This window comes from Streptomyces sp. NPDC017993 (assembly GCF_044328065.1).
Taxonomy (GTDB): Bacteria; Actinomycetota; Actinomycetes; order Streptomycetales; family Streptomycetaceae; genus Streptomyces.
In genome coordinates this window covers 344,864-359,347 of the sequence record NZ_JBIRGO010000003.1, presented here as the reverse complement: position 1 = coordinate 359,347, position 14,484 = coordinate 344,864, and the positions used below count along the sequence as shown (strand labels likewise).

General features: G+C 73.8%; 11 protein-coding genes and 1 pseudogene. 9 read left to right on the top strand and 3 right to left on the bottom strand.

Translation table 11 applies throughout. The features are described 5' to 3' along the window. Positions 1-33: 33 nt before the first annotated feature. Positions 34-711, bottom strand: a complete 678-nt coding sequence (locus tag ACH4FH_RS06700; RefSeq protein WP_398554642.1) for an AIM24 family protein — start codon at positions 709-711, stop codon at positions 34-36. A 175-nt stretch (positions 712-886) separates the two neighbouring features. On the opposite strand from ACH4FH_RS06700, the gene ACH4FH_RS06695 reads away from it, so the two are divergent. The 5 genes and pseudogenes from ACH4FH_RS06695 (at position 887) to ACH4FH_RS06675 (ending at position 7,359) form a co-directional block, all read left to right on the top strand. After that, on the top strand, positions 887-1,705 hold the full coding sequence (locus ACH4FH_RS06695; RefSeq protein ID WP_398554641.1) for a peptidyl-tRNA hydrolase: 819 nt from the start codon (positions 887-889) through the stop codon (positions 1,703-1,705). A gap of 271 nt (positions 1,706-1,976) precedes the next feature. Then, positions 1,977-3,324: pseudogene (locus ACH4FH_RS06690) on the top strand (DUF692 domain-containing protein). 5 nt (positions 3,325-3,329) lie between these two features. Next, positions 3,330-4,331 (top strand): TIGR04222 domain-containing membrane protein, encoded by a 1,002-nt coding sequence (locus ACH4FH_RS06685; protein WP_398554640.1) that lies wholly within the window; start codon positions 3,330-3,332, stop codon positions 4,329-4,331. A 229-nt stretch (positions 4,332-4,560) separates the two neighbouring features. Then, on the top strand, positions 4,561-5,529 hold the full coding sequence (locus ACH4FH_RS06680; RefSeq protein WP_398554639.1) for a TIGR04222 domain-containing membrane protein: 969 nt from the start codon (positions 4,561-4,563) through the stop codon (positions 5,527-5,529). 135 nt (positions 5,530-5,664) lie between these two features. Then, positions 5,665-7,359: an alpha/beta hydrolase gene (locus ACH4FH_RS06675; RefSeq protein WP_398554638.1), complete on the top strand. Its 1,695-nt coding sequence runs from the start codon at positions 5,665-5,667 to the stop codon at positions 7,357-7,359. 85 nt (positions 7,360-7,444) lie between these two features. Here the strand turns inward: ACH4FH_RS06675 and hemQ are convergent, their stop codons facing one another. Together hemQ and hemG are read right to left on the bottom strand one after the other, a co-directional pair. Beyond that, positions 7,445-8,209: a hydrogen peroxide-dependent heme synthase gene (hemQ, locus tag ACH4FH_RS06670; protein ID WP_398554637.1), complete on the bottom strand. Its 765-nt coding sequence runs from the start codon at positions 8,207-8,209 to the stop codon at positions 7,445-7,447. Continuing rightward, complete coding sequence (hemG, locus tag ACH4FH_RS06665; RefSeq protein ID WP_398554636.1) at positions 8,197-9,666, bottom strand: protoporphyrinogen oxidase; 1,470 nt, start codon at positions 9,664-9,666, stop codon at positions 8,197-8,199. Before hemG ends, hemQ begins: the two co-directional genes overlap by 13 nt. A gap of 254 nt (positions 9,667-9,920) precedes the next feature. Between hemG and ACH4FH_RS06660 the strand changes: the two genes are divergently transcribed. From ACH4FH_RS06660 to ACH4FH_RS06645, 4 genes are all read left to right on the top strand, one after another. Continuing rightward, positions 9,921-11,000 carry a DUF4349 domain-containing protein gene (locus tag ACH4FH_RS06660; RefSeq protein WP_398554635.1) on the top strand — a complete coding sequence of 360 codons (1,080 nt, stop codon included), beginning with the start codon at positions 9,921-9,923 and terminating at the stop codon, positions 10,998-11,000. Positions 11,001-11,106: 106 nt separating this feature from the next. Further along, entirely contained in the window at positions 11,107-12,303 is a 1,197-nt protein-coding gene (locus tag ACH4FH_RS06655) for a thiolase family protein (protein WP_398554634.1), read from the top strand. Positions 12,304-12,365: 62 nt separating this feature from the next. After that, positions 12,366-13,025 (top strand): chloramphenicol phosphotransferase CPT family protein, encoded by a 660-nt coding sequence (locus tag ACH4FH_RS06650; RefSeq protein ID WP_398554633.1) that lies wholly within the window; start codon positions 12,366-12,368, stop codon positions 13,023-13,025. Positions 13,026-13,100: 75 nt separating this feature from the next. Continuing rightward, entirely contained in the window at positions 13,101-14,480 is a 1,380-nt protein-coding gene (locus tag ACH4FH_RS06645) for an FAD-dependent oxidoreductase (RefSeq protein ID WP_398554632.1), read from the top strand. The last annotated feature ends 4 nt before the right edge of the window (positions 14,481-14,484 follow it).

Here is a 14,484-nt window from a genome sequence, read left to right as displayed (position 1 = left end):
CCCCCTCCCCCGCTGTCCCCGACAGTAGCCGGGTCAGTTGCCCGCGGTCTTCTCGGGGCGCAGCTCGCTCGGCCGGACGATCACGAACCCCTCGCCCTCCAGGCGGAGTTGGACGGCCTCGCCGGAGCCGCCGCGCAGCATCGACCCCATGCTCTGCGACCGGTGCAGCGAGGTCTGCAGGGAGCTGCTCCAGCCGACCACCGCGTCGGTGTCGACGAACACCGGGGCCTGCGGGGAGACGGGTATGACGATGGGGTTGCCCTCGCACATCACGCCCAGCTTGCCGTGGCCGCTGAAAACGGAGTTGAAGAGTCCGCCGCCGACCATGCCGGCACCCTTGACGACCTTGATCTCGTAGGCCAGCGACGGGTCGAAGCACAGCACATTGCGGCCGTTGACGGTGATGCCGTCGCCGGGGCCGAGGTCGATGATGAAGCAGTTGGCGGCCTCGTGCGCGAACCACACCTCGCCCTTGCCGCGGACGGCCATCAGCGCCAGGCCCTCGCCGGTGACGGCCCGCTTGAGGAACTTGCCGACGCCCTGCCCCTGCTTCTCGAACTGCAGGTCGCCGCGGTAGGCGATCATCGCGCCCTGGCGCGCGTAACACTCCCCTTCCAGCGCGTACTTGATCGACTTGGCGTTCTGCTGTGTCATGCCGGGCGCGGTGGCCTGTGTGGCCATGTTCTCGGAGGCGAAGAGGTCACTGTTCATGGCCAGGATGCTAGGCCGTTCGTGAACGGGGCGGAGGTGAAATCGGCAGCGGACGGGCGGAGGGGCCGTGCTGCCCGACCGCGCCCCTGGTGCGCCTTGCCGGTGGACGATGCGGGGAGCCCGCCCCTCCGGCGGTGGCTGCGCCGCTGTCGGAGGCGGCTGGCAAACTGGGCGGGTGACCAGCGCAGAGACCACCCGATCCGCCCGATCCACCGGTATCACCGACGCCGCGGGTCCGGCCGACCAGGACCGCCCGGCTCCCCGGCCCGCCCCGGCTCCGCAGGATGTCCCGGACGCGCGGGAGGTGACCGGCCCGGAAGCGGCGCCGCAGTTCGTGCTGCCGCTGGTCGCGCGGATCGAGCGGGCCGAGCCGCCGGCCCGTACGGACGCGCTGGAGACGGCGGCGCGCGCGGTGCTCGTGCTCCTGTCGGACGAGCGGGCGGTCGGCGAGGGCGAGTGGGCCGCCGCGGTGCGGGACTGGCAGGACGCGCAGATCCGGAAGGTGGTGCGGCGGGCGCGCGGCGCCGAGTGGCGGCGGGCGCAGGAGCTGCCGGGCATCACGGTCCGCGGCCACCACGCCGAAGTGCGGGTCCATCCGCCGGTGCCGCTGGACGGCTGGCCCAAGGACCTGGCGCGGCTCCAGGTCTCGGGGACCGAGTTGGACGACCCGGCTGAGCCCGAGGCGCCGCCGGCGGACCGGCCGGTGCTGTGGTTCAACCCCGAACTGCAGATGTCGGCGGGCAAGGAGATGGCGCAGGCCGGACACGGCGCACAGCTGGCGTGGTGGGGTCTGACCGAGGAAGAGCAGGCAGCCTGGCGCGCGGCCGGCTTCCCCCTGGCCGTCCGCTCCGCGGAGCCGGCCGCCTGGGAAGCGCTGACCCGCAGCGGGCTGCCCGTCGTCCAGGACGCCGGGTTCACGGAGATCGCCCCGGGCTCGTGCACGGTCGTCGCGGACCACCCGGCACTGCGCCGGACGCCGCCGGGCAGCCACTGACCGTTGCGCGTGGCCCCTTTGCCGTTGCGGCGGCCGTGCGGTGCCCGCGGCCCCGCCCTCTGGCCACGGCATCCGGATCCGGATCCGGCCACCCGACGGCGGCTGCCCGCGCGAGGCGCGAAGGCGCGGACGGGGATGTCCACGTTGGTCCACGGGTGCCGGACCGCGTCCCCGGTGAAGCTCAAATCAACCTCTGAACCGCACCGCTACAGGGTTCGGCCTACCGCGGCCGGGTGAAGAGTACCCACACCACGGAGGGGACGGGGGAGCTATGGAGCGCCTTGGTACGGGAATCGGCTGGCGGCCGGAAATCGCCGAGGAGATCGCGGAACTGCCCGGCGTGGACTGGGTGGAGGTCGTGGCCGAGAACATCTGTCCCGGCCATCTCCCGCCGGCCGTGCAGGAACTGCGGGCACGCGGCACCACCGTCGTCCCGCACGGCGTCTCGCTCGGCCTCGGCGGCGCGGAGCGTCCCGACGCCGGCCGGCTGGCCGCCCTCGCCGACCGCGCGGAGGCCCTGGGCGCGCCGCTGGTCTCCGAGCACATCGCGTTCGTCCGGGGCGGCGGACCGCTCACCGCCTCGCCGCTGATGGAGGCCGGTCATCTGCTGCCGGTGCCGCGCACCCGGGACGCGCTGGACGTGCTCTGCGAGAACGTCCTGATCGCCCAGGACGCGCTGCCCGTACCGCTGGCCCTGGAGAACATCGCCGCGCTCATCAACTGGCCGGGCGAGGAGATGACCGAGGGCCAGTTCCTGACCGAGCTCGTCGAGCGGACGGGCGCGCGGCTGCTCATCGATGTCGCCAACCTGCACACCAACCACGTCAACCGGGGCGAGGACCCGGCCGCCGCGCTGGACGCGCTGCCGGTCGAGGCCATCGCCTACGTCCATGTCGCGGGCGGCGTGGAGCGGGACGGCGTGTGGCACGACAGCCACGCCCACCCGGTGACCCGGCCCGTCCTGGACGTACTCGCCGAACTCTGCGCCCGCGTCACCCCACCCGGGGTGCTGCTGGAGCGCGACGAGGACTTCCCCGAGGGCGGCGAGCTGGCCGGCGAACTCGACGCGATACGCACCGTGCTGAAGGAGGTCAGCCATGTCCGGGCAGCTTGAGTCCATGAGCGGCCGGAGCGGGGCCGGACCCGGCACCGGGTCCCCGGCATCGCCGTCCGGCGGCCGAGAGGCGGCGGAGACCGGCACCGAGGCGGCGCGGCAGCGGCTCGCCCTCGCGCAGACCGCGCTGCTGTCCGCCCTGGTCGCGGGGACGCCGGCCCCGGAGGGCTTCGACGGTGCCCGGCTCCGGGTGCAGAGCAGGGCGCTGACCGCCAAGCGGGCATCCGTGGTGGCCAAGGTGGCTCCCGAGCTGCCCGAGATCCTCGGCGAGGAGTACCGGGCCGCCTTTCCCGGCTACGCACGGCACCGCCCCATGAGCGGCGGCTACCGGCAGGACGCCATGGACTTCGCAGCGTATCTGCTGGCCCAGGACCGTCCCCGGGATGCCGCCGCGCGCCGGGAGCTGGCGCAGTGGTGGCGCGACCGCGCGGGGCCGAGGCCGCCGTCGGCCGGGCCCGTGTCCCGCCTCGCGCGCGCCCTGCGGCGTGCACTGGGCCGGGGGTGACCGCCATGTCTTTCGATGTGTCTTTCGCGCAAGGGGTGTATGCGGGCGTCCTCGCCTCGTCGCTGCTGCTCATCATCGGGGTGGCCGCCTCCGGCCGCCGGACGCCGTCCACCCGGCTGGTGGACGCCCCGACCCAGGACCCATGGGAGATCGCCTTCCTCGCCGGCGGCCCTGCCCGGGTGGCGGACGCCGCGATCGCCACGCTGCACGAGGACGGCCGGCTCGCGATCGGCGGTCCCGGCGTGGTGACCGTACGTCAGGCCGTCGCCCGGGACCCGGTCGAGCAAGCGGTGCTCGACACCCTCGCCCGGACACCGGGAGGGGCGCTGGCCACGCTGCGCGCCGGCTTGATGCGCAGCCCCGCGGTCCAGGAGATCGGCGACCGGCTGGAGGTGCGGGGCCTGATGCGCAATCCGCGGCGCGCCCGGGTCTGGCGGCGGCTGGCCGGCGCGCAGATGACGGCGTGCGTGGCGGTCCTCTTCCTGAGTGTGCTGCTGACGCTCTCGGGGGCGATCGAGGAGGCTTTCGACGAGCCGCCCACCTTCTTCACCATCGCCCCGGCGGTGTTCGTGGGCGTCGCCGTCGGATCGGTCTGCAAACGCACGGCCGGCCGCCGGGTCACCAAGGCGGGTTCCTTCACGCTGCACACCGCACGGGTGGCCCACGCCTCCGGTGCCCTGGGGGCGGCTCTGCGGCCCGCCGGACTCGTGGTGGCGCTCGGCGGAACGGCCCTGCTCACGGACGAGATCCTGCGGCAGCAGCTCGCGGAGGCGCAGCGTGTCACGGCGTCCGGCTCCGCCACGTCGTCCGGCGGTTCCTCCGGGAACGACTCCGGCTGGAGTTCTCCGGGCGACGGGACGGCGTCGTGGTGCGGTTCCTCCGACGGGGGTTCGGGGTGCGGCAGTTCGTCGTCCGGCGGTGGCTCGTCGTGCGGCGGCGGATCGAGCAGCTGTGGCGGGTCGTCCTCCGGTGGGTCGAGCTGCGGCGGGGGCGGCTGCGGCAGCTGACGCCGGGCGGGAGACCGGGGCCGGCGCGCCTACCCGGATGCCGGGGCCTCTCGGGAGCGGGGGTGGCAACAGCGCGGACGCCCGCCCCGGCCCCGCCGCGCGACCGACGGAAACCGGCCATGTTCCCCGCCCCGCCGAAGGCTCCTCCGCCGCCAAGCCGCCAACTGCCTTCCGGATACCGAGAAACCGCGTGGCGGCAGGTGACGTCCGTCCCGTAGAACCTTCCGCCATGTGGCTCCTCTTTCTCCTCATCGCCTGGGGGGCGGCCTGCCTCTCCTGCGCGTATGCCTGCCGTACGGCGCTCGCCGCCGCCCAGGCTCCGGACGGCGTTGCCCGGACGACATCCGGCAGCGGCCAGGACCGGGAATTCGCCGACCGCCACGGGCCACCCTCGCTGACCCTGTACGAGACGGCCTACCTCACCGGCGGCCCGGGCCGGCTGGCGGACGTCGCGCTGGTGTCGATGGCTCAGCAGGACCGGCTGCTGCTGGCCCACACCGGGTGGGCGACCGTCGTCGACCCGGTCGGCCGGGACGCCGTCGAGCGGGCCACGCTCACCGCCATCGGCCCGGAAGGACAGCGCGCGATACCGGCGGTACGCGGCGCCCTCGACGGATCCGACGCGGTGCGGGCGCTGGCCGGCCGGCTCGTCACCGCCGGTCTCGCGCAGCCCGACGCGGCCCGCAGGGACGTCGGTCACGCGGTGCGCCGGTTACGGCGGGCCACCGCCGTGGTGCTGCTGACCGCGGCGGCGGCCCTGTGGATGACGCCGCCGGGCACGGCCACCGGGCCGATGCTCGCCTGGTTCGCCCTCCCCCTGGTACTCACCACGGGCACCTGGGCGATGGCCCGGGTGGACGTTCACCCGTACACCCACTGGGCCACCGCGGCGGGCGAGCACCTGGTGCGGCGGGTCGCGGCCGCCGGCGGCCGGGCCGAGCGGCACGGCGGCGACGCCGGCAGCGAGGTCCCCGAACAGGGCGCCGGCAACGACAGGGACAGCAGTGACGGCACGGCCTACAGGGGTGGCTGTCCTCCCGGACGACACGGTGGGCGGAGCAGGCGCGCGAGGCGTCAGAGGTGCCAGGGGCACGGCAGGACCGACACCCGTGCCGCCCTCACGGCGCTCGCCGTCCACGGCCCCGACGCGCTCGCCGATCCCGTGCTGCGAGCCGCGCTCCACTCTTCCGGGGTATAGCTGCCGACACCGGTGCCCGGTGCTTTACATCGGCAACGACCGGCCCAACTATCCCTTTTGTATGCACACCGTGCGGCCCAGTGCACCAGCCTCTCGCCGTGCGCCGCGCACCACGCACCACACGAAGGGACGTTCGTGAGAGCACTCGCGTTGTACGGCACCATCGGGTCGCTGGTCCTGACCGCCCTCGCCACCGCCCCGGCGGGTGGTGCCACCGGGCCCTCCACCGCGCCGCCGGCCCCTGTCCCCCACCCCATTGCCTTCGGCCGGTGCGCAGCGGTGGAGCATCTGCCCGCCACCGTCGAGTGCGGCAAGGTCACCGTCCCGCTCGACTACGCCCGCCCCAACGGCAAGAAGATCGACCTCACCGTCAGCCGGATCCGCGCCACCGCACCCAAGGAGCGGCAGGGCGCCCTGGTCTTCAACCCCGGCGGTCCGGGCGCGAGCAGCATGGAATTCCCGCTCTACGGCGCGCTCCCCAAGTGGCGCAAGACGGCCCGTGCCTACGACTTCGTCGGCTACGCGCCGCGCGGTGTCGGCCGCTCGGCGCCGCTGTCCTGCCAGAACCCGCAGGAGTTCACCAAGGCGCCCACCGAGAGCCAGAAGTACCCCACCGATGAGTTCAAGCGCCAGAAGCAGGCGCAGGCCAAGGCGTACGCCCAGGGCTGTGCCCGCAACGCCGGGGCGGACCTGCCGTTCTACAACTCCGTCAACAACGCCCGCGACCTGGACATGGTGCGGGCCGCGCTCGGCGAGAAGAAGCTGACGTTCATGGGCGCGTCCTACGGGACGTACTTCGGCGCCGTCTACGCGACGCTCTTCCCCGGCCACGTGCGCCGGATGGTCTTCGACAGTGTGGTCAACCCCGACCCCCGGCAGATCTGGTACCGCAACAACCTCGACCAGAACATCGCCTTCGAGCGCCGCTGGGGCGACTGGCTGCGCTGGGTCGCCAAGCACCACACCCACTACCGCCTCGGCAAGGACGCCAAGGCGGTGCAGCGCGCGTACGACTCGGCCGTCAAGAAGGTCCGCCGCACCCCGCTCAACGGGAAGATCGGCCCCGCCCAGCTCCAGGCCGCCTTCCTCAAGACCGGTTACAACGACGCCTACTGGCCGCTGCGCGCCGAGGCCCTCGCGGGCTTCCTGCACGGCAACCCCAAGCCGCTGATCGCCCAGGCCACTCCGCGGGCCGAGGGCGCCAAGGCCGAGGAGAACGGCAACGCCGTCTACACCGCCGTCGAGTGCAACGACGCCGCGTGGCCCCGCGACTGGCAGACCTGGGACCGCGACAACACGGAGGTCGCGCGGGCGGCGCCGTTCGAGACCTGGGACAACGCCTGGATGAACCTGCCGTGTGCCTACTGGCCGGAACGGTCGGTGTCGGCCCAGGCCGGGATCGAGGCCGCGGCGGACAAGACGGTCCGCCAGGCCGCCGGGGGCAGCAACCGCAGCGGCGACAACGGCCTGGCCGAGGCCACCGCGCGCGCCGCCGCGACCGGCGTCGACGACGCGCTCAACCCCGGGGGCCACGGCCCGGTCGACATCCGCACGGAGCCCGGCGCGCTGCCTCCGGTGCTGCTGCTCGCGGCCGAGCGGGACGCGGCGACGCCGTACCCGGGCGCGCTGGAACTGCAGCAGCGGCTGGCCGGCTCCGCGCTGGTCACCGAGAACAAGGCGGGCACGCACGGCATCGCCCTCGGCGACAACACCTGCGTGAACGCGTACACGGAGGCATATCTGCTGCGGGGCAAGGTCCCGGCGCACCGGGTGTACTGCGCGCCGCGGGCCGAGCCGGAGCCGGGCAAGCCGGCGGTGCAGAAGAAGTAGGCGCCGGCAGGCGGTGTGCACGGAGAAAAGACGCTGCGGGCCGTCCCCGAGGGGGCGGCCCGCAGTGCTGTGCGGCGCGGCCCGGTCAGGCCAGGCCGGCGACCAGTTCGGAGACCGGCTTGCGACGGCCCGTGTAGAACGGGATCTCCTCGCGGACGTGCTGACGCGCCTCGGAGGCACGCAGATGACGCATCAGGTCGACGATGCGGTAGAGCTCGTCGGCCTCGAACGCCAGGATCCACTCGTAGTCGCCCAGCGAGAAGGACGGCACGGTGTTGGCGCGGACGTCCGGGAAGCCGCGGGCCATCTTCCCGTGGTCGGCGAGCATCCGCCGGCGGTCCTCGTCGGGGAGGAGGTACCAGTCGTAGGAGCGCACGAAGGGATAGACGCTCACGTAGTCGCGGGCGACCTCGTCGGCCATGAAGGCCGGGATGTGCGACTTGTTGAACTCGGCGGGGCGGTGCAGCGCCATGTTCGACCACACCGGCTCCAGCGCGCGGCCCAGGCGGGTGCGGCGGAAGAGGTTGTACGCCTCCTGCAGAGCGTCCGAGCTCTCGGAGTGCCACCAGATCATGAGGTCGGCGTCGGCACGCAGACCGGACACGTCATAGGTGCCGCGCACCACGACGTCCTTGGCCGAGAGCTGCGAGAACAGCTCCTCGACCTCGTCGGCGTAGCCGCTGCGGTCCTCGGGGAGCACGTCACGCAGCTTGAAGACCGACCAGAGGGTGTAGCGGATGACCTCGTTGAGGTCCTTCGCCTTCTTGCCGGCGTTCGGGGCCTTCTCCGGTGCGGCTGCGGAGGTCCCGGGCTCGGAAGCGGGGGTGGAAGCGTCTGTCATGCCGTCCATTCTCCCTCGCTCCGGGCGGCGCCCGGCGTCAGGGTCCCGAGGATCTCGTCCGCGGCCCGCCGCGCGGAGCCGATGCAGGCCGGGATACCGACGCCGTCGTAGACCGCGCCGCACACCCGCAGCGCACCGGGCAGGCCGGCCACCGCCTCACGGATCGCCGCCACCCGCGCCAGGTGGCCGACGTCGTACTGCGGCAGGCCGCCGTCCCAGCGGGTCACCGTGCTCGCGACCGGCCGGGCAGCCAGGCCGACCGCCGCTCCGAGGTCGGTGAGCGAGAGATCGACCAGCTCGGCGTCGTCGCGCTTGAGGTCGGCGTCGTCGCCGTACCGGCCGATGGACGTGCGCAGGACGAAGAGGTCGGGGTCGGCGTCCCCGATCCAGCCCCACTTGTGGCTGGCGAATGTCGAGGCCTTGATCCGGTGGCCGTCGACCGGCGGTACGAGGAAGCCGCTGCCTTCGGGCACCGTGTGCAGGTCGGAGCGGCGGAAGGCCATGGTGATCAGCGCCATCGAGGCGTAGTCGACGGTGGCCAGCTCGGTGGCGGCGGCGGGGCAGTCGGGGCGGAGGAGGCGTGCCGCGTGGCCGGCCGGCGCGGCCATGATCACCGCGTCCGCACGGATCGACCGGTCGCCGGCGCGGACCGTCCAGCCGTCTCCGGCGGACCACTTCACTTCCCGCGCCGGGGTGGAGAGGAGGATCTCGCCGCCTGCGCCGCGCACGGCGTCGGCGACGGCACCGGGCAGCGTGCCGATTCCCCCGTCGATGCCCATGAAGACGGGTCCGCCGGGCGGCGCCGCGGCAGCGGCACGCGCCTGCGCGGCCCGTACGCCCGCGATCAGCGAGCGCTCGGCGCGGGCGGCGTCGAAGAGCTGCGGTACGGCGGCGCGCATGGAGATGCGGTAGGCGTCGCCCGCGTAGACGCCGCCCAGCAGCGGCTCGACGAGCCGGTCGACGACCTCGTGGCCGAGCCGTGCCGCGACATAACTGCCGACCGCGACGTCCTCGCCGGCCTCGGTACGCTCCAGGGTCTCGTCCCGGGTGATCCGCGCCAGCCCCTCCTCGGAGACCACTCCGGCGGCGGCGAGCAGATCGAGGTCCCCGGGGACTCCCATGACGTGTCCCTTGGGCATCGGGCGCAGGGCGCCCCGGGTCCACAGGGAGGCGGAGGCGGTGGTGGGCGGCTGCAGCCGGTCGCCGAGGCCGACATCGCGGGCGAGCCGTACCGCTTCCGGCCGCCTGGCCAGCATCGACTCGGCCCCCAGATCGACCGGTACGCCCGCGATCTCGCCGGTGCGCAGCTTGCCGCCGAGCCGGTCGGAGGCTTCCAGGAGCGTCACCCGGGCGCCGCCCTCCAGAAGGCGGTGCGCCGCCGCCAGACCCGAGATGCCCCCGCCGACGACCACGACGTGACCGACGCTGCCGGGCTCCGGGCCCGTACCTGTGTGCGCTGCGCTCATGTCCCCACTCTCTCAGAGGCGATCGGGCTCATGGCCGGTCGGGCTCGGCGACGGTGGACGGCCGGGGAGTCCGCACGGAGTCCTGACCGTGACCGCATCGGGACCTGCGGACGGCAACCCGCGGCAGCCGGTGGCCGTCGAAGAGGCAACATCGGCACGCCACTTCGGGGGGACAGGTCATGCACGGAGCACGACGAGTACGGGGAACGTGGGGCCCACCGGCCGGGCGCGGGCGCCGGGGAGCCGCGGCCGGTGTGCTGCTCGCGGCGACCCTGACCGTCGCCGGGTGCAGTGCGCCGGGCGAAGCGAGCACGGCCGGTGACGCGAAGGCCGACAAGGGGGCGGTCGCACCGACCCAGGCGGCGGGCGACCGGTACGCGCCGGACGGGCAGCGGGCGGGCGAACGCGTCGACGGCGGGGCGAACACGGAGGGCGGCACGGCGACGCCCGGCGGTGCCGCGGACGGCGCGAACGGATCGGACCGCGACAGGACGGCGAAGGCCGCCGCCGCCCAGATCATCAGGACCGCCACGGTCACCGTGCAGACCGAGGACGTGCCCGCCGCGGTGGCCAAGGCGCGCTCGGCGGTGGACGGCGCGGGCGGCTACGTCGGTGACGAGACCACCGATCAGGACTCCGAGGGGCACGACAGGTCGCGGATCGTGCTGCGGGTGCCCCCCGCGGAGTACGACGCCGTGCTGGGGCGGCTGTCCAAGCTCGGCAAGCTCCTCTCGCGGCAGGTCTCGGCGAAGGACGTCACCGACCAGGTGGTGGACGTCGACAGCCGGATCGCGACGCAGCGGGCGAGTGTGGCGCGCGTCCGGACACTGCTCCAGAAGGCGACGACGATCAGTGACATCGTCTCGCTGGAATCCGAACTCACCACCCGCCAGGCGAACCTGGAGTCCCTTCAGGCTCAGCTGAAGTCCCTCAAGGACCGGACGGGAACGGCCACCATCACGCTGCTGCTGCGCGAGCCGGACGCGGCCCCGGAGGAGGAGCGGGACGAGCCGACTTCGTTCGGCGACGCGCTGTCCGGCGGCTGGCACGCCTTCACGGCCGCGGTGCGGTGGGTGCTGGTGGTGATCGGAGCGGTGCTGCCGTTCGCGGTGGCCGGGGCCCTGCTGTACACGCTGTGGCGCCTGATCCGTAACCGGCTGCCGGCCGGTCTGCGCCGGCGGCGTGGGCCCGGCGGGGACAGCGCGAAGGCCGTGCTCCCGCAGCAGCCGCCCGCTGCTCCCGAGCCGGCCGGGGCGGCCGCCCCGGACCCGGCGGCGGACTCGTCCGGCACTTCCGGTGTCAGGGGAGCCCCCCGCTCCCCGGAAGGTGGCTGACGGCCCCGTTGACAGCGGGGGGCGGCGGGCAAAGACTCGGACCGGGCGATCGCGATCTTCGTGGCGCCCGCCGACCATCGAGCCGGGACAGCGAGGACACCGTCTGATGACCGACCCACGCGTACGGGATGTCTATGTCGTCGATGCCGTACGGACCCCCGTCGGCAAGTACGGCGGTGCCCTGGCCGGAATCCGGCCCGACGACCTCGCCGCCCATGTCGTCAAGGCGCTGGTGGACCGGACCCCGGAGCTCGATCCGGCCCGAATCGACGATGTCTGCTTCGGCGACGCCAACGGCGCGGGCGAGGACAACCGCAACGTCGCGCGGATGGCCGTCCTGCTCGCCGGGCTGCCGGTGACCGTCCCCGGCGTGACCGTCAACCGCCTGTGCGGGTCCGGCCTGGAAGCGGTGATCCAGGCCGCCCGCGCCATCGCGCACGGCGACGCGCACATCGCGGTGGCGGGCGGCGTGGAGTCGATGAGCCGCGCGCCGTACGTGCTGCGCAAGCCCGACCGCGCCTTTCCCGCGGGCAACCAGGAGATGTACTCCTCGACGCTGGGCTGGCGGATGGTCAATCCGCGGATGCGCCCGGAGTGGACGGTGTCGCTGGGTGAGGGAGCCGAGCTGATCGCCGACCAGCACGGCATCACCCGCGAGCAGCAGGACGTCTTCGCCCTGGCCAGCCATCAAAAGGCCGCCCGGGCCTGGCGGGAGGGCGCGTACGACGCGGAGGTCGTGCCACTGCCCGGAGTGGAGCTGGAGCGCGACGAGACGATCCGCGAGGCGTCCTCGCTGGAGGCGCTGTCCAAGCTGAAGCCGGTGTTCCGTGCCGCCGGCGGCACGGTCACGGCCGGTAACTCCTCCCCGCTCAACGACGGCGCGGCCGCGCTGCTGCTCGTCGACGAGGAGGGGCTGCGGGCCACCGGGCGCGAACCCCTGGCCCGTATCCGGGCGAGCGCGGTGACCGGCGTCGAGCCGCAGCTTTTCGGGCTGGGCCCGGTGGAGGCCGTGCGGCGTGCGCTGGAGCGGTCCGGGCGCGGCCCGGCCGAGGTGGCGACGTTCGAACTCAACGAGGCGTTCGCGGCCCAGGCACTGGGGTGCATCGGCCAGTGGCCGGACCTCGACCCGTCGGTGGTGAACCCGCGCGGCGGCGCCATCGCCATCGGCCACCCCTTGGGCGCGTCGGGTGCCCGTCTCGCGGGCTCCGTGGCCCATCAGCTGGCGGCACTGGGCTCGGGTACGGGCCTGGCTGCGCTGTGCATCGGGGTGGGGCAGGGGCTGGCGCTCGTGCTGGAGCGCTAGCACGAGCGCGTCGGGAGCGGTCGCGGGCCGGTCCTGTGCCCGCCTTGAGGGAGGGGGCCACGATGCCGGAAAGCAGCCGTGCACAGCTCGGCGAGCTCGACCTGACGGAGGGCGCCGCACCGCCGCCGCGCGGACTGATCATTTTCCTGAACGGCACGTCCAGTTCCGGCAAATCGAGCATCGCCGAGGCGCTGCTTGGCACGCTCGACGAAACGTGCTTCCACATGCCCGTCGACTCCTTCCACGCCATGCGGTCCCGCCGGGAGCTGTCGCCTGACGATCTGCGGTCCGTACTCCACCGCACCTGGCGGGGCTTCCACCGCGCGGTCGCCGGGATGGCGGAGGGCGGCAACACCGTCGTGGTGGACCACGTCCTGAGCCAGCCCTGGCGATTGCGGGACTGCCTGGGCCTGTTCGCTCCCCGGGACGTCGTCTTCGTGGGCGTGCGCTGCTCCCTGCCCGAGCTGGAGCGGCGCGAGCGTGCCCGCGGTGACCGCCCGACGGGCCTGGCCGCCGGCCAGATGGAGAACGTGCACGCCCACGGCGTCTACGACATCGAGTGCGACACGACCACCACCGGCCCCATGGAGTGCGCCCAGCAGATCAAGGACTTCCTCCCCCGCCGCCCCACTCCCACGGCCTTCGAACGGCTCCGCCCGATCCACCACGGCAGCGGGTCACAAGGTGACAAGACCGGCGTGGCGCGTCCCACCCGGACGTGACGCGCCCGGTAAGGGGTACGAGAAGCGGCACGGCGCGGACGTGCCACGAGGACGGCTGAGCGAAAGGCGCGCGGGATGACAGAGCGACTGGTGATCGTCGGCGGCGACGCGGCGGGCATGGCGGCCGCCTCACAGGCCCGCCGGCTGAAGAAACCCGACGAGCTGGAGATCACCGCCTTCGAGCGGAGCCACTTCACCTCCTACTCCGCCTGCGGCATCCCGTACTGGGTCGGCGGCGATGTGGACGGCCCGGACGCCCTGATCGCGCGCAGCGCCGAGGAGCACCGCGAGCGCGCCATCGATCTGCGGATGCGCACCGAGGTCACCGAGCTCGACCTCGACCGCGGCCGGGTGCGCACCCGCGACCTGGAGGACGGCGGCAGGGAGTCATGGACCGGCTTCGACAAGCTGGTGCTGGCGACCGGCGCCCGCCCGGTGCGGCCCGGCCTGCCGGGCATCGACGCCCCCGGCGTGCACGGCGTGCAGACCCTGGACGACGGCCAGGCCCTGCTCGACACGCTCACCGCCTGCTCCGGCAGCCGCGCGGTGGTCGTCGGCGCGGGCTACATCGGCGTCGAGATGGCCGAGGCACTGATCCGCCGCGGCTACGAGGTCACCGTCCTCGAACGGAGCGAGCAGCCGATGTCCACCCTCGACCCGGACATGGGCCGCCTCGTCCACGAGGCGATGTGCGGCATGGGCATCGAGACCGTGTGCGGCGCGACCGTCACCGCCGTGCTGACCGACGCCGAGGGCCGCGCCCGCGCGGTCACCACGGAGGACGCCGAGTACCCGGCGGACGTCGTCGTGCTGGGCCTGGGCGTACGCCCCGAGACATCCCTCGCCGACGCGGCCGGCCTGCCGCTGGGCGAGTCCGGCGGGCTGCTCACCGACCTGGCGATGCGGGTGCGCGGCCACGACACCATCTGGGCGGGCGGGGACTGCGTGGAGGTACTCGACCTGGTCTCCGGGCGCCACCGCCACATCCCGCTGGGCACCCACGCCAACAAGCACGGCCAGGTCATCGGCAGCAATGTGGGCGGCGGCTACGCCACCTTCCCCGGCGTCGTGGGCACCGCCGTCAGCAAGGTCTGCGATCTGGAGATCGCCCGCACCGGGCTGCTCGAAGCCCAGGCCCGCGCCGCCGGCCTGCGGTTCGTCACCGCCACCGTCGAGGCCACCAGCCGGGCCGGCTACTACCCCGGCGCCCGCCCGATGCACGTCAAGATGCTCGCCGAGCACCGTACGGGCCGGCTGCTCGGCGTGCAGATCGTCGGCCACGAGGGCGCGGGCAAGCGGGTGGACGTCGCCGCGGTGGCGCTCACCGCGGGGATGACGGTGGAGCAGATGACCGCCCTCGACCTCGGCTACGCCCCGCCGTTCTCCCCGGTGTGGGATCCGGTGCTGGTCGCGGCCCGCAAGGCGACGGCGGCCGTGCGGTCCGCGGGTACCTGACCGG

Excerpts from the sequence above, each read along its gene's own strand:
- ACH4FH_RS06650 (WP_398554633.1), top strand. The coding sequence starts at position 12,366 with ATGCCGGAAAGCAGCCGTGCACAGCTCGGCGAGCTCGACCTGACGGAG.
- hemQ (WP_398554637.1), bottom strand. The coding sequence starts at position 8,209 with ATGGACGGCATGACAGACGCTTCCACCCCCGCTTCCGAGCCCGGGACC.
- ACH4FH_RS06685 (WP_398554640.1), top strand. The coding sequence starts at position 3,330 with ATGTCTTTCGATGTGTCTTTCGCGCAAGGGGTGTATGCGGGCGTCCTC.
- ACH4FH_RS06645 (WP_398554632.1), top strand. The coding sequence starts at position 13,101 with ATGACAGAGCGACTGGTGATCGTCGGCGGCGACGCGGCGGGCATGGCG.
- ACH4FH_RS06655 (WP_398554634.1), top strand. The coding sequence starts at position 11,107 with ATGACCGACCCACGCGTACGGGATGTCTATGTCGTCGATGCCGTACGG.
- ACH4FH_RS06680 (WP_398554639.1), top strand. The coding sequence starts at position 4,561 with ATGTGGCTCCTCTTTCTCCTCATCGCCTGGGGGGCGGCCTGCCTCTCC.
- ACH4FH_RS06700 (WP_398554642.1), bottom strand. The coding sequence starts at position 711 with ATGAACAGTGACCTCTTCGCCTCCGAGAACATGGCCACACAGGCCACC.
- hemG (WP_398554636.1), bottom strand. The coding sequence starts at position 9,666 with ATGAGCGCAGCGCACACAGGTACGGGCCCGGAGCCCGGCAGCGTCGGT.